The following is a 20,025-nucleotide window of genomic DNA, read 5'->3' on the forward strand; positions in this document are numbered from 1 at the left end:
CAGCAATCTCGCAAGCTTATATCTAGAATCTAAGGCATGCAGGGTTGGCGCCCTGCGAATCTTTTGAGCCATCAAGCAAGCCGCCCATAGGCCACCGGCCGGCCGTGGGCATCCCGTCAAGTGGGCATGCCGTCGAGAAGGTCCGGTCAGTCACCGCGAGAGCCGCCCAGCTCTCCCTTCCAGCGGCGGTACAGCCGGTGCTCCACCCCCGCCGCGTCCAGCACCCGCCCGGCGACGAAGTCCACCAGGTCCTGGATGTGCGCCGCCCCGGCGTAGAAAGCGGGAGAGGCGGGCAGCACCACGGCCCCCGCCTCGTCCAGCGCCACGAGATGCTTCAGCGTCTGGCCGTTGAGGGGTGTCTCCCGTACGGCGACGACCAGCGTCCGGCGCTCCTTGAGGGTCACGCTCGCCGCGCGCTGGAGCAGGTCCTTCGAGAGGCCGAGCGCCACTCCGGCCGCACAGGCCGTGGACGCCGGCACGATCAGCATCCCCTGGACGGGGTACGAGCCGGAGGAGGGCCCGGCCGCCAGGTCCCCGGCGGCCCAGTGCCGTACGAGGCCGAGGGCCGCGTCGTCGACGTCCGCGGCGAAGCGGTCGGGTTTGCCGTCCGCGCCACGGGACAGCCAGGCGCGGAGATCGTCCCGCCAGTGCGCGTCCCGGAAGGCGATCCCGGTCTCGTCGAGCAGGGTCAGCCGCGCCGTGCGCGACACCACCAGGTCCACGCTCTCCCCGGCCGCCAGCAGCGCGCGGAGCACGGCCGCGGCGTACGGCGTACCGGACGCACCGGAGACACCGACGACCCAGGGCCGCCGTGAGGGGGGTGGCTGGTCTGCGTACGGTCCGGACTTCACGGATCCGAGCCTATCCGGCACCCTCTGCCGGGAACCGGGTAAGGTGCCCCGTCCGTTCCCCCCGGTGAAGAGCGAGTGAACCGAAGAGGAGACCGCGAACGGGGGGGAATCATGGCCGGTACGGGATCCGGGTGGGCAGGGACCGCGCGGGCGAAGGCCGCCGCCAAGCTGATGGCGGGATGGATCGCCCTGCTGTGGGTGCTCGAACTGGTGGACGTCCTCACCGCGCATTCCCTCGACGGCTACGGCATCGTCCCGCGCGAGCCGTCCGAGCTGGCCGACATCGTCCCGGCGTCCTTCATCCACTTCGGCTTCGCCCATGTCGCGGCGAACACGGTCCCGCTGCTGGTCTTCGGCTTCCTGGCCGCACTCGGCGGCATCCGCCGCTTCCTGGCCGTATGCGCGGTGATCATCGTGGCCGACGGTCTGGGTGTCTGGCTGATATCACCGTCGCACACCAATACCGCGGGCGCGTCCGGACTGATCTTCGGGCTGTTCGGCTATCTCCTGGTCCGCGGCTTCGTCGAGCGCAAGCCCGCCGGCATCGTCGTGGGTCTGGTGATCGGCGCGATATGGGGCAGCTCGATCCTGTTCGGCATATCCCCGGCCAATACGACGGTGAGCTGGCAGGGCCATCTCATCGGCCTGCTCGCGGGCGTCGCCACGGCGTTCATGTTCCGCCGCCCGGCCGCCCGGACGGCGCTCATCCCGTAACGACGCCGCGACATCAGGCCGTTGCGCCGGTGTGCCGGTGTGCCATGTGAGCACCGGCCCCCGGTCATGCCCTCACCCCGTGAGGCCGCGCACCACCAGGTCGAGCAGCGCGCACACGAACAGGGCGATGCCGATGAAGCCATTGACCGTGAAGAACGCCCTGTTGAGCCGGGACAGGTCGTGCGGCTTCACGATCGAGTGCTCGTACAGGAAGGCACCCGCCACGATCACCAGACCGGTCCAGAAGAACACCCCGGCGTCCGTGGCCAGTCCGTACCACACCAGCAGGGCGGTGGTGACGGCATGGCAGGCGCGCGCTCCGTACAGCGCCCCGGGGATACCGAAGCGGGCCGGCACCGACATCACTCCGTGAGCGCGGTCCGCCTGGACGTCCTGGCAGGCGAAGATCAGATCGAAGCCGCCGATCCAGACCCCGACCGCCAGGCCGAGGATCACCGCGTCCCAGGACCAGGTGCCGGTGATCGCGATCCAGGCGCCCACCGGGCCCATGGCCTGCGCGAGTCCGAGAATGGCGTGCGGGAAGTTGGTGAACCTCTTGCCGTACGGATAGACCACCATCGGGATCACGGCGATCGGCGCGAGGGCGAGACAGAGGGGGTTCAGCGCGGCGGCGGCCGCGAGGAAAATCACCACGGCGATCCCCGCACCCGTCCAGGCGGAGCGTACGGACATCGCGCCCGTCACCAACTCCCGCCCCGCCGTGCGCGGATTGCGGGCGTCGATCTCGCGGTCGATGATCCGGTTGCAGGCCATCGCGAAGGTGCGCAGCCCGACCATCGCGACGGTGACCAGCAGCAGCCGGCCCCAGTGGACATTGCCGTCCAGGCCGAACATCGCGGTCAGCGCGGCGATGTATGCGAACGGCAGGGCGAACACCGAGTGCTCGATCATCACCAGCCGCAGGAACGCCCGGGTTTTCCCGCCCGCCCGCGCCGGTTCGGGCCCGAGGACTTCCGCTGCGCTCACAGGCCGTACTCCCTCCACCGGCGGTCGACCTTCGCCGCCGTCTCCGGGTCGGACTCGACCATCTCCGGCCAGCCGCCGTCCCGTGTGTACCCCTCCTCGGGGAGCTTGCGCGTCGCGTCGATCCCCGCCTTGCCGCCCCAGAACTGCTGGTACGACGAGTGGTCGAGATGGTCGACCGGGCCCTCGACGACCGTGAGGTCCCGCGCGTAGTCGGTGTTGCCCAGCGCGCGCCAGGACACCTCGTGCAGATCGTGCACATCGCAGTCCGCGTCGACGACCACGATCAGCTTGGTCAGCGACATCATGTGCGCCCCCCAGATCGCGTGCATCACCTTCTGCGCGTGCTTGGGATACTTCTTGTCGATCGAGACGATCGCACAGTTGTGGAAACCGCCCGACTCGGGGAGGTGGTAGTCCACGATGTCCGGCACGATGATCTTCAGCAGCGGCAGGAAGAACCGTTCCGTCGCCCGTCCCAGCGGCCCGTCCTCCGTCGGCGGCCGGCCGACCACGATCGACTGGAGCAGCGGGCGTCTGCGCATGGTCACACAGTCGATGGTGAGCGCGGGAAAGGGTTCCTGCGGGGTGTAGAAGCCGGTGTGGTCCCCGAACGGGCCCTCCGGAAGCGTCTTTCCGGGCTCCAGCCAGCCCTCGATAACGACTTCGGCGTTGGCCGGGACCTGGAGCGGCACGGTCTTGCAGTCGACCATCTCGATCCGCCGGCCCTGTACGAAGCCCGCGAACAGATACTCGTCGATGTCACCGGGCAGCGGCGCGGTGGAGGCGTACGTCACAGCGGGCGGACAGCCGAACGCGATCGCGACGGGCAGCCGTTCACCGCGGCGGGCGGCCACCTGGTAGTGGTTGCGGCTGTCCTTGTGGATCTGCCAGTGCATGCCGATGGTGCGCCGGTCATGGCGCTGGAGCCGGTAGAGCCCGAGATTGCGGACGCCGGTCTCCGGGTGCTTGGTGTGCGTCAGGCCGAGGTTGAAGAAAGACCCGCCGTCGTGCGGCCAGGTGAAGAGCGCGGGGAGCTGGTCCAGATCGACGTCGTCGCCGGTGAGGACCACTTCCTGGACGGGCGCGTCCTTGATCTTCTTCGGTGGTACGTGCGCCATCGCGCCGAGCTTGCCGAACGCCTCGCGCAGCCCCATGAAGCCCTGGGGAAGCTCCGGTTTGAGCAGTCCGCCGATCTTGTCGCTGATCTCGCCGTACGAGGTGAGGCCGAGCGCCTTGAGGAGCCGGCGGTCCGTGCCGTACACGTTCATGGCCAGCGGCATCGAGGAGCCCCGGACATTCTCGAAGAGCAGGGCGGGGCCGCCGGACTTGTTCACCCGGTCGACAATCTCCCCGACCTCCAGATACGGGTCGACTTCCGCCTTGATGCGCTTGAGGTCGCCCTCGCGCTCCAGCGCCCTGAGCAGCGAGCGAAGATCGTCGTAAGCCATGCGTCCCAGTATCGGCCACCCGGTACCCTGGGCCGGTCACCGGGGCCGTCGCACGGCCCCCAACCGCTCCCGGGGAGTCCGTCCAGCCATGCTCAGGTATCTGCCGTTCCTGCTGGTCCTGGCGCTGTGGATCTATGCCTTCATCGACTGCCTCAACACCCCTGAGGAAGAGGTCAAGGGCCTTCCCAAGGTGGTCTGGGTCATCATCATCCTGCTGTTCGGCGAGGTGCTGGTCGGTCCGGTCGCCTGGCTGGTGGTGGGCAAGGTGCGGCGCGGTCCCGCGGGCGGTTCGACACCGTCCGAGTGGCACCGGAACCAGCGCGGGAAGTGGACGGCGCCGGACGACAATCCGGCGTTCCTGGACTCCCTGAAGGAAGAGAACAAGAAGGACGAGGCCCTGCTCAAGGACTGGGAGGCGGATCTCCGCCGCCGCGAGGAGGAGATCAAGCGCCGCGAGCGGGAGCAGGGCGGCGGCGACAACTGAGTTCCTCACGTACGCGAGTGCGTACGGCAGGTGCCCCGCGCGGAACCGGTCCGCGCGGGGCACCTGTTGTATTGGCAGGCGTACGACTGCCGTAGCACCTGCCGTACGAGCGGGCCTCGGGCGCCCGGTGACGCCGGACGCCCGCGCGGCCTCAGACGCCCGCGTACGAGTGCTTGCCGGTCACGAAGATATTGACGCCGTAGTAGTTGAACAGCCAGCAGCCGAAGGCGATCAGCGCCAGATAGGCGGCCTTGCGGCCCTTCCAGCCGGCGGTGGCGCGGGCGTGCAGATAGCCGGCGTACGCGACCCAGGTGATGAACGACCAGACCTCCTTGGGGTCCCAGCCCCAGTAGCGGCCCCAGGCGTCGCCCGCCCAGATCGCGCCCGCGATGATCGTGAAGGTCCAGAGCGGGAAGACGGCGGCGTTGACGCGGTACGCGAACTTGTCGAGCGTCGTGGAGGCGGGCAGCCGTTCCAGTACGGAGGTGGCGAAGGAGCCGGGCGTGAGGCCGGTGGCGAGCTTCGTCTCGTACCGCTCCCGGAACAGGTAGAGCAGCGTGGCGACCGCGCCGACGTAGAAGACCGCGCCGCAGAAGATCGCCGTGGAGACATGGATCCACAGCCAGTACGAGTGGAGCGCCGGGACCAACTGGTCGCTGTCGGTGTACAGCACGGTGACGGCGAGACCGAGATCGAGCAGGACCGTGGTGATGAGCGGCAGCCCGATCCAGCGGACGTTCTTCTTCAGTGCGAGAAGGACGAGATAGACGGTGACCGCGACGGTGGAGAAGGTGATGTTGAACTCGTACATGTTGCCCCACGGCGCCCGCTGCACGGACAGCGCGCGGGCGACCACACCGGCGGCCTCGACCAGCCAGGCGAGGACGGTGAGGGACACGGCGATCCGGCCGTACAAGTCGCCCTGGGCGTCTCCGCCGTGCGCGCCGGGGCCGTCCGGGATGTTCCTCGTACCGGCCGCGGAGCGGGTGATGATCTTCGGCCGTTCCAGTACGGCTGTCGCGCCGCCTTGCTGCGCGACCTGGATCTCCACCTGGCCCGCCGCGGACTCCTGGGCGCCGCCGGTCAGCGCGGCGGCGGTACGGGCCACCCGGCTGCGGCTGCCGAACAGCCACTCCGCGATATGCGCGAAGAAGGCCAGCGTGTAGACGGCCATGGCCGAGTAGATCAGCACATTGCTGGTCTGTGCCAGGCTCTCATTGGTTGCTGCGGCGGCGAGACTCACTTCTCAGCCCCTTCGGCTTCGACGGTCCGTTCCGCGGAACTGCCCGCGGGATCAGGCGCGGTGGGCGCCTCTGAATGGAGGGTGCCGGCCAGCTCGGCCAGTTCCTCGGGGAGCTTGGCGGACTCGCTGCGGCCGAGTCCGGCCATCTCGACCACGGTGACGCCGTCGGCGCCCCGTACGGCCCGGACCCAGATCCGGCGCCGCTGGATGAAGAGGGAGCCCGCGAGGCCCGCGATGGCGGCGACGGCTCCGGTCAGGGCCCAGGCGTCACCGGGCTGGTGCGAGATCTGGAAGCTCGCCCACTCCTTGACGTCCTTCTCGAAGGTGATCGAGCCGGCGCCGTCGGGCAGGGTGAGCTTCTCGCCGGGCAGCAGGGTCGTCTTCAGAAGGTTGCCCTTCGCGTCCTTGAAGGGCTTCAGCTTCCTGGTGTCCAGTTGGTACACATTCTGCGGAAGCCCGGAGTCGACGCCCAGACTGCCGTGGTACGCGCCGATGTTGAGCACCGGGAAATCGAGCGCGGGGAACTGGGAGAACATCTGCCCCGAGTTCTTGCCGCCGTAGGTCGGTACGAAGAAGGCGGCGAAGCCTAGTTGATCCCTTTTGCCGTTCTTGTCCCGGTAGCCGTCCATCACCTTGATGGCACCGGTGGACGAGACGTTGTTGTCGATGGGCAGCAGCGGGACCGCGCCCTTGAAAACCACCTGACCGCGGCCGTCCCGGACGGTGACGACCGGGGCGTAACCGTGCGAGATCAGATAGACCTTCGAACCCTGCACTTCGAGCGGCTTGTTGACCTCGATCACCGAGGTGCGTTCGGGGCCGCCGGCCGAGGTGGTGTAGCGGACCTTGGCCTCGAAGGTGCGCGGGGTGCCGAGCTGCGGTCCGCTGCGCTCGTACGTCGCCGTGAACGAGTCGAGGCTGAAGGTGAAGGGCGCCAGATCGTCCGTGTTGAAAAGCGAGCCCGACTTGAAGTCGTCGTACTGGGTGAGGGTGTTGGAGAAACCGTCGCCCTCGACGACCAGTTTGCCGCCCTCGGACTTGAAGAGCTGCCCGGTGGCGAAGGCCACCAGCAGCACGATCAGGGCGATGTGGAAGATCAGATTGCCGGCTTCGCGGAGATAGCCCTTCTCGGCGGCGACCGCGTCGCCGGAGATGTGCGTACGGAAGCGGTGCCGCTTGAGTATCGCGAGCGCGGCCTCGCGAGCGGCCTCGGGTGCGGCCGAGGTGCGCCAGGTCGTGTACGCGGGGAGCCGGGTGAGGCGGCGGGGCGCGGCCGGCGGGCGGGAGCGGAGCTGGCCGACGAACTGCCAGGTGCGCGGGACGATACAGCCGATGAGCGAGATGAACAGCAGGATGTAGATCGCGGAGAACCACACCGAGCTGTAGACGTGGAAGAGCTGGAGCTTGTCGTAGATCGGCGCCAGCGTCTCGTGGCGGTCCTTGAAGTCCTGGACCTTGAGTTCGTCGATGCTGGTCTGCGGGATCAGCGAGCCGGGGATGGAGCCGAGGGAGAGGAGGAAGAGCAGGATCAGCGCGACGCGCATGGAGGTGAGCTGGCGCCAGAACCAGCGGAGCCAGCCGATGAGGGAGAGGGTCGGGCCGCCGAGGGCGGTCTCCTCACGGGGGGCGGTGGAGAGCTGGGAGCCGGCGGCGCCGAATTCGCCCGCGTCGTCGCGGGCTTGGCTGTCCGGGGCCGCGGCCGCGTCGTCGCGGGCCGCGGAAGCCTCCGCAGCATCCGCCTTGTCCGTTGTTGTCCCACTGCTCGTGGACGTGTTCGTGGACGCCTTGCTCATGGCACTAGATCCCCACCGTGTAGCCGTCGGACCAGCCCTGCATCTCCTGCACGATGCTGTCCCACGCACCGGTCAGCAGCAGCAGACCGGTCGCGATCATCATCGCGCCACCGATCCGCATCACCCAGGCGTAATGCCGCTTTATCCAGCCGAACGCGCCCAGCGCCCTGCGGAACGCCACCGCCGCGAGGACGAAGGGGACACCGAGGCCCAGACAGTACGCCACGGTCAGTACGGCCCCGCGCCCCGCGCTCGCCTCGTTGAACGCCAGGGCCTGTACGGACGAGATGGTCGGCCCGAGGCAGGGCGTCCAGCCGATCCCGAAGAGCGCGCCCAGCAGCGGCGCGCCCGCGAGGCCGGTCACCGGACTGCGGTGGAAGCGGAATTCGCGCTGGGTGAGCCAGGGCATCAGCCCCAGGAAGAACACGCCCATCAGGATCATCAGCGCGCCGAGCACCTTGGAGAGGATCTCCCGGTGCCCCTGGAGCGTCGCGCCGAAGTAGCCGAAGAGCGCGCCGCCCGAGACGAAGACCGCGGTGAAGCCGATCACGAAGAGTGTGGCGCCGACCACCATCCGGCCACGTCTCGCCTCGGCCAGATCGGTGCCGCTGACGCCGGTGACGTACGACAGATAGCCGGGTACGAGCGGCAGCACACAGGGCGAGAAGAACGAGACGAGCCCGCCGAGCAGGGCGATCGGCAGCGCGAGCAGCAGCGCTCCGCTGTAGACGGTCTCATTCATGTACGGACCGTTCCATCCATGCCGGGGACCGGGGCGAGAACCCCGGGGACCGGGGCGAGAACCTGCACGCGATCACTTCTCCGCGATCAGCGGGTCGATCATCGAGCGCAGCTTCTCCTCGTCCAGCGCCATCAGCGAACGGGCCGCGATCTTCCCGTTCCGGTCGAGCACGACGGTGGAGGGGATGGCCTGCGGGTTGAGACTGCCCTTGGGGAAGCCGTTGACGATCAGCTTGCCCATCGGGTCGTACAGGCTCGGATACGGGACGCCGTAGTCCTTCTCGAAGGCGACCGCGGCGCCCTTGTTGGCGTCGCGGGTGTTGATCCCCACGAACGCGACGCCCTGCGCCTCGGTCTCCTTGGCGGCCTTCGCGAAGTGCTTGGCCTCCTGGCGGCAGGGCCCGCACCAGGAGCCCCAGACGTTCAGAACGACGATCTTGCCCTTGAGGTCGGCGACATCGAGCTTCGTGCCGTCGAGGGTCTCGCCCGCGATCTTGTTGACGGGCTGCCGTTCGGACTTCGCGACGGTGGAGATACCGCCGGTGTTGGTCACGAAGTTGGTGTCGCCCCCGCCACCGGACTTGCCCCCGCCACCGCACGCGGAGAGCGTGAGCGCCGCCGCGACGACGAGGACCGGCGCGAGGGCGGCACGGAACCGGCGGTCGGAGCTGCGTGGGAGGGCGCGGCCTGAGTTCATGTGAAAAGTTTCGCATGGGCGTTTCGGGGATCTTGGGCGCCCCCTGGGTGCCGGCGGGGCCCCATCTCCGGGGCCGTTGCCGGACTGTGTTTCTCGGGCCGCGTTTCTCAGGCCGCCTTTGCCGGGGTGCCCTTCGGTCCGGCATTCGGGGTGCCTTGGGGACTGCCTTTCCGGGCGGGCCGGAGGAAGGTGCTCCAGCCGCCGGCCGGGGACTGACCGACGTCGAGCGTACGGAGCTTGGCGAGTACGGCGGGATCCTGCGCGTCGAGCCAGTCGGTGAACTGGCGGAAGGACACCAGCCGTACGTCCTTCTTGCCCGCCATTCCCTTCAGCGCCTCTTCGACGGCGTCCATATAGATTCCGCCGTTCCACTGCTCGAAGTGGTTGCCTATGAAGAACGGCGCGCGATTCGTCTCGTACGCCCGGCGGAATCCGCCGAGATATGCCTCGGTGGCCTGCTTTCGCCAGCCCGCGTACCGCGATTTCATTCCGTTCGTCGAATTCCGGGACTGGTTGGCGAGCATGTTGTAGTCCATGGAGAGGACTTCGAAACTGTGGCCGGGGAACGGTACGGCCTGAAGCGGGAGATTCCAGACGCCGTGCAGCTTGTCCGGCCATATCTGGGTGCCGCCCGGCGAACTCGCGTCGTAACGCCAGCCCAGTTTCCGTACCGCCGGAAGGAGTTTGTCCTGGCCGAGCAGACAGGGCGTACGGCCGCCGGTCAGTTCCTTGCGGTAGTCGAAGGGCAGCGGGTCGATCTCGGTCCAGCCGCTGTTCGTACGCCACTCGGTGACAAAGGAGACGGCCTGGTCGATCTCGCTGCGCCACTGCCGCGGGGTCCAGCGGTCCACCGATCCCGAGCCGCCGCAGAAGTGCCCGTTGAAGTGGGTGCCGATCTCGTGGCCGTCCAGCCAGGCCCGGCGGAGGCTGGTGAGCGTGTCCTTGATGTGGGCGTCGGTGAGATATCCGATGTCGGAGGCGCCCACGGGATTGTTGGGCGGGCGGTAGAGCGTCTTCTTCGACTCGGGCAGCAGATAGACGCCGGAGAGGAAGAAAGTCATCGCGGCGCCATGGTCCCTGGCGAGTTCGAGAAAGCGGGGAAAGAGTCCGTTGCCGACTTCGCCCGCGCCGTCCCAGGAGAAGATCACGAACTGCGGCGGGGTTTCACCGGGTTCGAGTGGAACGGGCGGGGGCGGCTGATGGGGCTGTTTTCCGGTGTCGGAGGTGGAACCGTCGCCTATGAGCCGGACGTCCTTTCCGGCGGGGCGAGCGGTGGCCGTCGGCTTTCCGCCCGTACCGCCCGTACCACCGCCGTCGCCCGCACCGGAATGGTGCGGTTTCGCGGCGCGGGCGGGACCGGCGGAGCCGGTGGTGCCGCACCCCGCGATTCCGATCGCGGCGGCGGCGCCGATACCGGCTCCGAGCAGATTCCTTCGGCTGATGTCGCGCATACAGGTCCCATCCGCGCTCGACTCGTGCGTACGCCGCTCATACGGGTCCTACAAGCGGCAACACAAGAGATGTCGTGCCGGACACGGAGGTTCCAGGGATTCCAGAACTTGTCACATCTTTACTGACGCACCGGTCACGCACTGATCACACACAGATGATGCGTTGATGATGCGCTGGTGATGCGCTGAAGCAGTCCCGATCACGTACCGATGACGTGCTGTGCGGGGGATATGGCTCTATGCGCCGGGCCGCCTTATGCGCCGAAGGCTTTCGCGCCGCCCTTCACGGGTTTGGCCCCGGCGAGGAGATGCGCGGGGACCAGATCCCGGGCCGGCTCGGTGTAGGCGACCGCGACGATCTTGTCGCCGTGGTACGTGAAGCTCGTCAGGGACGCGAGCGTGCACTGCCGCCGGCGCGGATCGTGCCAGAGCCTGCGCCGCTCGACGAAGCTGCGCACGATCCAGATCGGCAACTGGTGCCCGACACAGACCGCCTCATGCCCACGGGCCGCGTCCCGGGCGGCGTTGAGCGCGCCCATCATCCGTACGACCTGGTCGACGTACGGCTCGCCCCAGGACGGGCGGAAGGGGTTGGTGAGGTACTTCCAGTTGGCGGGCTTGCGCAGTGCGCCGTCGCCGACGCCGAAGGACTTGCCCTCGAAGATGTTCGCCGCCTCGATCAGCCGGTCGTCGGTGTCGACGGTCAGCCCGTGGATCTTGGCGATGGGCGCGGCGGTCTCCTGGGCACGCTCCAGCGGGGAGGCGACGACGTGAGCGATGTCACGGTCGGCGAGATGCTCGGCGACCCGGTCGGCCATGCGGCGGCCCAGGTCGGAGAGGTGGTAGCCGGGGCGGCGGCCGTACAGGACACCGTCGGGGTTGTGGACCTCGCCGTGCCGCATGAGATGGACGACGGTCACTTCGTTCGGCTCGCTCACTCCGTACGGCTCGGTCACTCCGTACGGCTCACTCGACTCGCTCATGAGGTGCTCTCCGGCTTCTCCGGTGCGGTGGCTTCGGCGGCGGCCCTGGCGGCGGCCGGCAGTGCGGCGGCGATGCGCTCGATCGCGCGCTCGTCGTGGGCGGTGGAGACGAACCACGACTCGAAGGAGGACGGTGGCAGATACACGCCATCGGCGAGCAACGAGTGGAAGAACGCTGTGAAGCGGAAGGACTCCTGCTTCTTCGCGTCCTCGTAGTCGCGCACCTCGTCGGCCGTGAAGAAGACGGAGAACATGTTGCTCGCCGACTGCACGCGGTGAGCGACCCCCTCCTTGCCGAGCGCCTCCGTCACCAGCTCCTGGATCCGGAGCGAGACCGCGTCGACCTTCTCGTACGCCGCGTCGTCCAGCAGCCGGAGCTGTGCGAGCCCGGCGGCGGTGGCGACGGGGTTCCCGGAGAGCGTGCCCGCCTGGTAGACGGGCCCCGCGGGGGCGAGCCGCCCCATGACATCGGCCCGGCCGCCGAAGGCCGCGGCCGGGAAGCCGCCGCCCATGACCTTGCCGAAGGTCATCAGGTCGGGCGCGACGCCGTCGATCCCGTACCAGCCGGATCTCGACGTACGGAATCCGGTCATGACCTCGTCGGAGATGAACAGCGCGCCGTCGGCGGCGCAGATCTCCTTGAGCCCGGCGTTGAAGCCGTCCCGTGGCGGTACGACGCCCATGTTGCCCGGCGACGCCTCGGTGATCACACAGGCGATCTCGCCGGGGTGCGCGGCGAAGGCCCGCCGTACCGCGTCCAGATCGTTGTACGGCAGTACGAGGGTGTCGCCGGCCTGGGCACCCGTCACCCCGGGCGTGTCGGGCAGCCCGAAGGTCGCGACCCCGGAGCCGGCGGCGGCGAGCAGCGCGTCGACATGCCCGTGGTAGCAGCCCGCGAACTTGACGATCTTCGCGCGGCCGGTGAACCCGCGGGCGAGCCGGATCGCGGACATGGTCGCCTCGGTGCCGGAGGAGACGAGCCGTACCTGCTCGACGGGCGCGACCCGCGCCACGATCTCCTCGGCGAGCGCGACCTCGCCCTCACCCGGCGTCCCGAAGGACGTACCCCGGGCGACCGCCGCCTGGACCGCTTCGACGACCTCCGGGCGGGAATGTCCGAGGATCATCGGCCCCCAGGAACAGACGAGATCGACATACTCGCGGCCGTCCGCATCGATGAGGTATGGACCGTTACCGGACACCATGAACCGGGGTGTACCGCCCACCGCCCGGAAGGCGCGGACAGGAGAGTTCACGCCGCCGGGTGTCACGACAGCCGCGCGGTCGAAAAGCGTCTGCGAAACTGGGGCGTCATAGTCATAGGGGAAGCTCACGCAATCAATGGTGTCAGAGCCTCGGACGTTCTTGCGGACAGGTGTTTCACCGCACGTTCGTGGGGGAGGTCACTGTCACGATGATCGGGTTGCGCGGCCGGGGCCGCGAGTGGTCGGGTGGAGATATGCATCGCGGTGGCGGACTGGGTGAGGGGACCGACGACCTGGGTCCCGAGCCTGCCCGGCGTGGAAAACACCGACGCCGCGAGCGCGAGGCCCGTGAGCAACCTCCGGGAAGCGAACGACGTCCGGAGAGCAGGAGTGGTGGCCGGGTGGGGGTGACCTACAAGTACTTCGGCGCGCCCGACGGAGCCACGGCGGCCCGCGTCCCGATCTCGATGCGCCCGGAGGAACTGGGCGGCGACGAGTTGGGCATGGGTGGCATGTTCACCAAGATCAAGCCCGAGACGATAGCGGCGATGGTCCTCACGGGCATCCAGGGCATGCCCCTGCACAAGGTCCCGCCGCTGGAACTGGTGGTCCTGCACCCCGACTACGCGGTCGTCAAACTGCCGATGACGGTCGTCGACCCGCTGCGCGGCATCGGCGAGGAATCGGTCGGCGCGGCAGCCTTCATCTGGTCGACGGTCCCGGACCGCGGCGGCCCGAGGGACGCGTACAACGTGTACCAACTGCTGCACGAGTGGCAGGACTTCAGCCACCGGCTGCACGAGGCGGGGCATCAGCCGTACTGCTTGGTGTGGCCGTGAGCTGAGGCGCCCCGGGGCAGGGGCGGCTTTGTCGGTGTGGTCGAACAGCGTTACGCCCCCTCCCTCGGAGGGGGCGTTTGGGTGTGCTGTTCAGGCGGGCCGGGCTATTCGCATCCGACTCCGTCGCCGTCTCTGTCCAGATGAGATCCGTAGCCGCGGCGACGGTGACCCGGACCGTCTTCTTCTTCGTGACCGTGGGCTGAGCAACTCTCGTCCGGGGCCCGGGGTGGTGTCTGTGTGGCGGACGGAATGGTGCCTTCCAGGGTTCATGCGGTCGTCGGGCCGATTCCACTTCCGGCGCCTATGAAACGGCCCTGACCTGCGGAAACTGGGCCCCTCAACTGGGCCCAGGGGCCCTCCGGATGGGCCCGTCACCGTACCTAGGCTGCAGTCGCTCGGGGGATCGGGGACGTGTGGCGAGGAGATGTGATGACGGGCGCCGGCAGGTTGCGCGAATGGCGTGGACGCAGCCATGGGTTGGTCGACCGCACACATCGCGACCGGGGGCAGAGCGGGGCCGAGTACGCCGCCATGGTCGGGGTCGTGTCGCTGGTCGTCGCCGCGATCGTCGGCCTGAGCGTACCCACCGACACCGCGACCGGGCTCAAGACCCAGGTCTGCCGAATACTCCATCCGCTCAGCGGCGCGGACGCCTGTGCCACCGGCGACTTCGCCGACGGCGGGAACGGAGGCGGCGGAGGCGGGGACGGTGGTGGCGGTGGCGGGGACGGCTTCGTCCCCAACGGCGACCCGTTCGAGCCCGCGAGGTGTCTGCTGTCGCAGGACCAGACCAAGACCACCGTCGTCATCCAGATCTTCTTCATCAAGATCAGCAACTCGGAGACGGTCAAGCTCCAGCAGTGGTCGGACGGCACCGTCACCCTGGAACGCGTGACCGAGACCTCGGGCGGCGTCACGGCGAGCATCTCCGCTGGCATTCCCGGTCTCAAGGACTGGGGCGGCAGCGCCAAGCTGAGCGGCACATATCTGGCGGGCAGCGGCAGCGGCGGCCAGTGGCTGTTCAACGGGAACAAGACCGGCAACCCCCAGGCGGACCTGGAAGCCAACCTCGCGGACGCCCAGCAGTTCGCCGAGTACCTCAAGGCCATGGACGACTGCAACAAGACGACCGGCCCCCGCGCCTCCGAACTCGGGATGATCTGCGGCTACCACGCCGGCAAGAAGAAGCCCGACCTCCCGCCCGAGCGCGCACCGGACGTCGACATCACCAAAACCAGCACCGAGGCATCCGGCAACGCCAGCTTCGGCGGGAAGTTCAAGAGCAACGGCAAGAGCGGCAAGGACTCCGGGAAGAGCGACGGCCCCAAGGACCTCGGCAAGATCTCCGGCGAGGTCCTCTCCGGCACCATGACCGAAGACGTCGTCGTCATGCGCCACAACACCGGGATGAACGCCGGAAAGATCACCTTCATCTACACCTTCACCGTCAAGGGCACCGCCGGCGCGGGCGGCCAGGCCACCGGCGAGAGGATGCAGCAGGTGGCCGTGACGTACGACGCCGCCGCCTACGACCAGGAAGAGGCCGACGGCGCCGCGCACCACCCGGAGAAACTGGTCATCACCACCAGCCAGGAGGCCGGGGGCGGCGGCGGCTTCAAGGGCGAGGCAGGCGCCAACGCCGGGCCCGTCACCATTGACGTCGGTGGCGGCGGCGGAAGCTACGAATCGCAGATACACACCGAAACCGCCGAACTCATCCTCGACAACGACGCCGACAGCACCACCGTCGAGGACTGGCTGCGCGGCAACGGCGACCCCGCGAAAAACCCCTTGCCCTCCCCCTCCGACGCCGCCGAAGCACCGGACGACGACGCCAGCCCCCTCGAACGGCTCCTGCACGACAAGGGCAAACTCAGCAAGCTGGACTACAAGGCCAACACCGACTGGTGGAACGCCTCGCTCGGCATCGGTTTCGGTATCTCCGCCGGCCAGTTCACCCTCGGCTTCAAGCTCTTCGGCATCGACATCACCCACGAGAGCAAGACACAGACCATCACCGGCGACCCGACCTACGCCACGGGCCCCACCAGCGGCGGCACCCGCCCCTGGGTCGAATGGAAGAACTGCACCCGGACGAAGCCCATCCCCACCTGACCGGTGGGCGATCGGAGCCCGTAAGGACGGCGGAACGGGAGGTACGGGCGGTACGGCGGGGCCTGCGCGCGAGGTCGCACCGTACCGCCGACCCCGCCGTCCCGCCCGTACCGCGAGAGGGACCCAGTTCCTCAGCCCTCCTCGTCCTCCAACTCCCCCTCTGTTTCGAGGAAGACCTCCCTCAGCGCCTCCAGGACCGCCGGGTCCGGCTTGGCCCACAGGCCTCTCGACTCGGCTTCCAGGAGGCGTTCCGCTATGCCGTGGAGGGCCCAGGGGTTGGCCTGTTGGAGGAAGGCGCGGTTTTCGGGGTCGAGAACATAGGTCTCGGTGAGCTTGTCGTACATCCAGTCGGCGACCACGCCCGTCGTGGCGTCGTACCCGAAGAGGTAGTCGACCGTCGCGGCGAGTTCGAAGGCGCCCTTGTAGCCGTGGCGCCGCATCGCCTCGATCCAGCGGGGGTTGACGACCCGGGCGCGGAAGACGCGGGAGGTCTCCTCGACCAGGGTGCGGGTGCGGACGGTCTCGGGGCGGGTGGAGTCGCCGATGTACGCCTCGGGGGCCGTGCCCTTCAGCGCGCGGACCGTGGCGACCATGCCGCCGTGGTACTGGAAGTAGTCGTCGGAGTCCGCGATGTCGTGCTCGCGGGTGTCGGTGTTCTTGGCGGCGACGGCGATGCGCTTGTACGCGGTCTCCATCTCGTCGCGTGCGGGCCTGCCGTCGAGGCCGCGGCCGTACGCGTAACCGCCCCACACCGTGTAGACCTCCGCGAGATCGGCGTCCGTACGCCAGTCGCGGCTGTCGATGAGCTGGAGGATGCCCGCGCCGTACGTACCGGGCCGGGAGCCGAAGATACGGGTCGTGGCGCGGCGTTCGTCACCGTGCGCCGCGAGGTCGGCCTGGGCGTGGGCGCGGATGTGGTTGGCGTCGGCCGGTTCGTCCAGGGAGGCGGCCAGCCGTACCGCGTCGTCCAGCAGCCCGACCGCGTGCGGGAAGGCGTCACGGAAGAAACCGCTGATGCGGAGGGTGACGTCGATACGGGGACGGCCCAGCTCGGACAGCGCGATCGGCTCCAGGCCGGTGACCCGGCGCGAGGCGTCGTCCCAGACCGGCCGGATCCCCAGCAGGGCGAGGGCCTCGGCGATGTCGTCCCCGGAGGTGCGCATCGCGCTCGTACCCCACAGAGACAGGCCGACCGAGGCGGGCCAGTCGCCGTTGTCGGTGCGGTAGCGGTCGAGGAGGGAGTCGGCGAGGGCCTGGCCGGTCTCCCAGGCGAGCCGGCTGGGGACGGCCTTGGGGTCGACGGAGTAGAAGTTGCGGCCCGTCGGCAGGACGTTAACGAGTCCGCGCAGCGGCGATCCGGAGGGGCCTGCCGGTACGAATCCGCCGTCCAGGGCGTGTACGACATGGTCGATCTCGTCGACTGTACCGGCCAGCCGCGGCACGACCTCGCGGGCCGCGAAGTCGAGGACGGCGGCGACCTGTCCGGCGTCGACGGCCCCGGCGTGGGAGCTGCCGAAGTCGCCGAAACCGCCGAAGCCGCCGGAGCCGCCGGAGCCCCGGGACGGAACACCGGCCGCCTCGCCTGCCCCGGACGCGCCCTCCGGCTGCCCGGACGCGCTCTCCAACTGCCCGGACGCGCCGCCCTGCCCGGACGCGTCACCGGAGGCGTGACCGGAGGAGGCGTGACCAGTGGAGGCATCACCGATGGAGGCATGACCGGTCGCGCTGTCCGCCCCCGCCGCGACGCCCAGCGCCGCCACCACCCCCGGCACCGCCGCCGGGTCCCACTCCGCGTCCTCCATCGCCTGGACCAGCGCGCGGGCCCGGGCCTCCGTCTCGTCGGCGCCGCTGCGGGTCGCGGCCGACTCGTCCAGGCCCAGTGCCTCGCGCAGACCGGGGAGGGAGGCCGTACCGCCCCAGATCTGACGGGCGCGCAGGATGGCGAGGACCAGGTTCACCCGTGCCTCGCCGACCGGCGCACCGCCCAGCACATGCAGTCCGTCACGGATCTGCGCGTCCTTGACCTCGCACAGCCAGCCGTCGACATGGAGCAGGAAGTCGTCGAAGCCGTCGTCGTCGGGACGGTCGTCCAGCCCGAGGTCGTGGTCGAGCTTGGCCGCCTGGATCAGCGTCCAGATCTGCGCGCGGATCGCGGGCAGTTTCGCCGGGTCCATGGCGGCGATCGCCGCGTGCTCGTCGAGGAGTTGCTCCAGGCGCGCGATGTCGCCGTACGATTCGGCGCGCGCCATCGGCGGTACGAGATGGTCCACCAGCGTGGCGTGTACGCGCCGCTTGGCCTGCGTGCCCTCGCCCGGGTCATTGACCAGGAACGGGTAGATCAGCGGCAGATCGCCCAGCGCGGCGTCGGGGGCACAGGCGGCGGAGAGCCCCGCGTTCTTGCCGGGCAGCCACTCCAGATTGCCGTGCTTGCCCAGGTGGATCATGGCGTCGGCGCCGAACCCGCCGTCCTCGCGCGCGGCCTGGATCCAGCGGTACGCGGCCAAGTAGTGGTGCGAGGGTGGCAGATCGGGGTCGTGGTAGATCGCGATGGGGTTCTCGCCGAAGCCGCGCGGCGGCTGGATGAGGATGAGGAGATTGCCGCGGTGGAGGGCGGCGAGGACGATGTCGCCGTCCGGGTCCCCGCCCGTGGCGACCCGGCTGCGGTCCACGAACATCCCGCCGGGCGGCGGGCCCCAGTGCTCCTCGACGGACTCCCGCAGGGCGGCGGGGAGCCGGCCGTACCAGCGGCGGTAGTCGGCGGCGGGGATACGGACGGGGTTGCGGGCGAGCTGCTCCTCGGTGAGCCAGTCCTGGTCGTGGCCGCCGGCTTCGATGAGGGCGTGGATGAGTTCGTCGCCGTCGCCGGATTCGAGACCGGGGACGGGCTCCGTACCGAAGTCGTAGCCCTCGTCACGCAGTTCGCGCAGCAGGGCCACGGCGCTGGCGGGGGTGTCCAGGCCGACGGCGTTGCCGATACGGGAGTGCTTGGTCGGGTACGCGGAGAGCACCAGCGCGATGCGCTTGTCCGCGTTCAGGCGATGGCGCAGCCGGCCGTGGCGTACGGCGATCCCGGCCACCCGCGCGGCCCGCTCGGGGTCGGCGACGTACACCGGGAGCCCCTCGGGGTCCAGCTCCTTGAACGAGAACGGGACGGTGATGAGCCGGCCGTCGAACTCCGGTACCGCCACCTGCGACGCCGCGTCCAGCGGCGACAGCCCCTCGTCGGAGGCCTCCCAGTCGGCACGGCTGCTGGTGAGGCAGAGGGCCTGGAGGATCGGTACGTCGAGCGCGGCCAGGGCTCCCGCGTCCCACGCTTCGTCGTCGCCGCCCGCCGAGGCCTCGGCGGGCCGGGTGCCGCCCGCGGCGAGCACGGTGGTGATGATGACGTCGACGCCGCTCAGTGCCTTCAGCAACTCCGGCTCGGGGGCGCGCAGAGAAGAGACGAAGATCGGCACGGCACGGCCTCCCGCCTCCTCGACGGCCTCGCTCAGGGAGTCGATGAAAGCGGTGTTCCCGCTGAGATGGTGCGCGCGGTAGTAGAGCACCGCGACGATCGGCCGGGCGGCGCTGACGAAGGTGAGGGTCTCCACCCGGCGGTGGACGCGGCCCCAGGTGGGCGCGGCGGCCGGCGGCTCGAAGCCGTGGCCGGTCAGCAGGACCGTGTCGGAGAGGAAGCGCGCGAGCTGCTCCAGATTGGCGGGACCGCCGTGGGCGAGGTACGCGTGGGCTTCGGCGGCGATACCGATGGGGACGGTCGAGGCCTCCATGAGCTGCGCGTCCGGGGCCTGTTCACCGGTGAGTACGACGACGGGAGGACGGGCGGGGAGGCCGCGCAGGGCGTCGGCGAGGGGGTCGTCGTGGGGGGACGAGGGGTGCTGGCCGGGCAGGTGGTGCTGGGCGGGCGAGTGGTGGCCGTCGGCGGCGGAGACCCGGTCGGGGGCCGGGCCCGGGCCGGCCGGCGGGCGCCCGTCGGATGCCGGGCCCCGGTCGTCGAGGGGCGTGTTGCCGAGCAGGAGGTCGATCCCGTCCTGCCAGGCGCGCAGCCCGCCCAGGAGGCGTACGACCACGAGGTCCACGCCCTCCAGCAGCCCCGGCAGTTCGTCGAGCGCGAGCCGGGCGGGGTTGGCGTACCGGTACGGAACCGGCCCGCCCGCCGCACGGGCACTGAGCAGATCGGTGTCGGACGTCGACAGGAGCAGGATCATGCGGCGTCTGCCTTCCTCGGGGTCCGCGCCCCGGGCGGTAGGGAGGACGGCGGGAGTTCCTGGCTCACCCGGCGGCATACGGATGCCGGGCTCACAGTGGCGGGACCGCGCCGGATTCACACCGGGCTTCCTCCCCTGACGCCGTCACTGGCGTTGACGGGCACCGGACCCGCCGTCTGCATAGTAAGTGCAGCAGGTCACGGGCGGGGAGGGCGCCAGGACGGGCAGAAGGGGACGCGGGGGTACGTGGGTATGCTCGCCGCCATGCC

16 protein-coding genes and 1 riboswitch are annotated in these 20,025 nt (G+C 69.5%); of the genes, 4 read left to right on the forward strand and 12 right to left on the reverse strand.

Annotation, left to right across the window (positions count from 1 at the left end; all coding sequences use genetic code 11):
• Positions 1 to 146 precede the first annotated feature (146 nt).
• Positions 147 to 851 carry a UbiX family flavin prenyltransferase gene (locus KQY30_RS14460; RefSeq protein ID WP_217307166.1) on the reverse strand — a complete coding sequence of 235 codons (705 nt, stop codon included), beginning with the start codon at positions 849 to 851 and terminating at the stop codon, positions 147 to 149.
• Between the two features lie 111 nt (positions 852 to 962).
• On the opposite strand from KQY30_RS14460, the gene KQY30_RS14465 reads away from it, so the two are divergent.
• Positions 963 to 1,565 carry a rhomboid family intramembrane serine protease gene (locus KQY30_RS14465; protein ID WP_217307167.1) on the forward strand — a complete coding sequence of 201 codons (603 nt, stop codon included), beginning with the start codon at positions 963 to 965 and terminating at the stop codon, positions 1,563 to 1,565.
• Positions 1,566 to 1,637: 72 nt separating this feature from the next.
• Here the strand turns inward: KQY30_RS14465 and mqnP are convergent, their stop codons facing one another.
• A complete protein-coding gene (gene mqnP / locus KQY30_RS14470; RefSeq protein ID WP_217307168.1) occupies positions 1,638 to 2,552 on the reverse strand; it encodes a menaquinone biosynthesis prenyltransferase MqnP in 915 nt (304 codons plus the stop codon).
• The gene (locus KQY30_RS14475; RefSeq protein WP_217307169.1) at positions 2,549 to 4,000 is read right to left on the reverse strand and encodes a menaquinone biosynthesis decarboxylase; all 1,452 of its coding nucleotides are present in this window, start codon (positions 3,998 to 4,000) and stop codon (positions 2,549 to 2,551) included. Before KQY30_RS14475 ends, mqnP begins: the two co-directional genes overlap by 4 nt.
• A gap of 88 nt (positions 4,001 to 4,088) precedes the next feature.
• Between KQY30_RS14475 and KQY30_RS14480 the strand changes: the two genes are divergently transcribed.
• Positions 4,089 to 4,484, forward strand: a complete 396-nt coding sequence (locus KQY30_RS14480; RefSeq protein WP_217307170.1) for a PLD nuclease N-terminal domain-containing protein — start codon at positions 4,089 to 4,091, stop codon at positions 4,482 to 4,484.
• Between the two features lie 151 nt (positions 4,485 to 4,635).
• Here KQY30_RS14480 and ccsB read toward each other — a convergent pair whose 3' ends face one another.
• From ccsB to hemL, 7 genes are all read right to left on the reverse strand, one after another.
• Positions 4,636 to 5,727, reverse strand: a complete 1,092-nt coding sequence (gene ccsB, locus KQY30_RS14485) for a c-type cytochrome biogenesis protein CcsB (protein ID WP_217307171.1) — start codon at positions 5,725 to 5,727, stop codon at positions 4,636 to 4,638.
• Positions 5,724 to 7,520 (reverse strand): cytochrome c biogenesis protein ResB, encoded by a 1,797-nt coding sequence (locus tag KQY30_RS14490; protein WP_217307172.1) that lies wholly within the window; start codon positions 7,518 to 7,520, stop codon positions 5,724 to 5,726. The genes ccsB and KQY30_RS14490 overlap by 4 nt, the downstream gene beginning before the upstream one ends.
• A 4-nt stretch (positions 7,521 to 7,524) precedes the next feature.
• Positions 7,525 to 8,262, reverse strand: coding sequence for a cytochrome c biogenesis CcdA family protein (locus tag KQY30_RS14495; RefSeq protein ID WP_217307173.1), 738 nt, complete (start codon positions 8,260 to 8,262; stop codon positions 7,525 to 7,527).
• A 72-nt stretch (positions 8,263 to 8,334) separates the two neighbouring features.
• Positions 8,335 to 8,958: a TlpA disulfide reductase family protein gene (locus tag KQY30_RS14500; protein ID WP_217307174.1), complete on the reverse strand. Its 624-nt coding sequence runs from the start codon at positions 8,956 to 8,958 to the stop codon at positions 8,335 to 8,337.
• A 107-nt stretch (positions 8,959 to 9,065) separates the two neighbouring features.
• Positions 9,066 to 10,409 carry a hypothetical protein gene (locus tag KQY30_RS14505; RefSeq protein ID WP_254407123.1) on the reverse strand — a complete coding sequence of 448 codons (1,344 nt, stop codon included), beginning with the start codon at positions 10,407 to 10,409 and terminating at the stop codon, positions 9,066 to 9,068.
• 254 nt (positions 10,410 to 10,663) lie between these two features.
• Positions 10,664 to 11,392, reverse strand: a complete 729-nt coding sequence (locus tag KQY30_RS14510; protein ID WP_217307175.1) for a histidine phosphatase family protein — start codon at positions 11,390 to 11,392, stop codon at positions 10,664 to 10,666.
• Positions 11,389 to 12,735, reverse strand: a complete 1,347-nt coding sequence (gene hemL, locus KQY30_RS14515) for a glutamate-1-semialdehyde 2,1-aminomutase (protein WP_217311055.1) — start codon at positions 12,733 to 12,735, stop codon at positions 11,389 to 11,391. The genes KQY30_RS14510 and hemL overlap by 4 nt, the downstream gene beginning before the upstream one ends.
• 116 nt (positions 12,736 to 12,851) lie before the next feature.
• On the opposite strand from hemL, the gene KQY30_RS14520 reads away from it, so the two are divergent.
• Positions 12,852 to 13,436: a hypothetical protein gene (locus KQY30_RS14520; RefSeq protein WP_079023189.1), complete on the forward strand. Its 585-nt coding sequence runs from the start codon at positions 12,852 to 12,854 to the stop codon at positions 13,434 to 13,436.
• A gap of 104 nt (positions 13,437 to 13,540) precedes the next feature.
• On the opposite strand, the gene KQY30_RS37425 is transcribed toward KQY30_RS14520, so the two are convergent.
• Positions 13,541 to 13,699: an excalibur calcium-binding domain-containing protein gene (locus KQY30_RS37425; RefSeq protein WP_217311056.1), complete on the reverse strand. Its 159-nt coding sequence runs from the start codon at positions 13,697 to 13,699 to the stop codon at positions 13,541 to 13,543.
• A gap of 166 nt (positions 13,700 to 13,865) precedes the next feature.
• Between KQY30_RS37425 and KQY30_RS14530 the strand changes: the two genes are divergently transcribed.
• Positions 13,866 to 15,551 (forward strand): hypothetical protein, encoded by a 1,686-nt coding sequence (locus KQY30_RS14530; protein WP_217307176.1) that lies wholly within the window; start codon positions 13,866 to 13,868, stop codon positions 15,549 to 15,551.
• A gap of 131 nt (positions 15,552 to 15,682) precedes the next feature.
• Here the strand turns inward: KQY30_RS14530 and cobN are convergent, their stop codons facing one another.
• Positions 15,683 to 19,834, reverse strand: coding sequence for a cobaltochelatase subunit CobN (gene cobN, locus KQY30_RS14535; RefSeq protein ID WP_367997420.1), 4,152 nt, complete (start codon positions 19,832 to 19,834; stop codon positions 15,683 to 15,685).
• Positions 19,790 to 19,945, reverse strand: a riboswitch (cobalamin riboswitch). Its footprint overlaps the gene before it by 45 nt.
• Positions 19,946 to 20,025: the final 80 nt, after the last annotated feature.

It is taken from the genome of Streptomyces sp. GMY02 (assembly GCF_019056675.1).
Classification (GTDB): Bacteria; Actinomycetota; Actinomycetes; order Streptomycetales; family Streptomycetaceae; genus Streptomyces; species Streptomyces odonnellii.

What these genes read in the sequence shown, in the direction of transcription:
- KQY30_RS14465 (WP_217307167.1), top strand. Translation starts at nt 963, where the DNA reads ATGGCCGGTACGGGATCCGGGTGGGCAGGGACCGCGCGGGCGAAGGCC.
- KQY30_RS14475 (WP_217307169.1), bottom strand. Translation starts at nt 4,000, where the DNA reads ATGGCTTACGACGATCTTCGCTCGCTGCTCAGGGCGCTGGAGCGCGAG.
- KQY30_RS14480 (WP_217307170.1), top strand. Translation starts at nt 4,089, where the DNA reads ATGCTCAGGTATCTGCCGTTCCTGCTGGTCCTGGCGCTGTGGATCTAT.
- KQY30_RS14490 (WP_217307172.1), bottom strand. Translation starts at nt 7,520, where the DNA reads ATGAGCAAGGCGTCCACGAACACGTCCACGAGCAGTGGGACAACAACG.
- KQY30_RS14495 (WP_217307173.1), bottom strand. Translation starts at nt 8,262, where the DNA reads ATGAATGAGACCGTCTACAGCGGAGCGCTGCTGCTCGCGCTGCCGATC.
- KQY30_RS14500 (WP_217307174.1), bottom strand. Translation starts at nt 8,958, where the DNA reads ATGAACTCAGGCCGCGCCCTCCCACGCAGCTCCGACCGCCGGTTCCGT.
- KQY30_RS14505 (WP_254407123.1), bottom strand. Translation starts at nt 10,409, where the DNA reads ATGCGCGACATCAGCCGAAGGAATCTGCTCGGAGCCGGTATCGGCGCC.
- KQY30_RS14510 (WP_217307175.1), bottom strand. Translation starts at nt 11,392, where the DNA reads ATGAGCGAGTCGAGTGAGCCGTACGGAGTGACCGAGCCGTACGGAGTG.
- KQY30_RS14520 (WP_079023189.1), top strand. Translation starts at nt 12,852, where the DNA reads ATGCATCGCGGTGGCGGACTGGGTGAGGGGACCGACGACCTGGGTCCC.
- KQY30_RS14530 (WP_217307176.1), top strand. Translation starts at nt 13,866, where the DNA reads ATGACGGGCGCCGGCAGGTTGCGCGAATGGCGTGGACGCAGCCATGGG.
- cobN (WP_367997420.1), bottom strand. Translation starts at nt 19,834, where the DNA reads ATGCCGCCGGGTGAGCCAGGAACTCCCGCCGTCCTCCCTACCGCCCGG.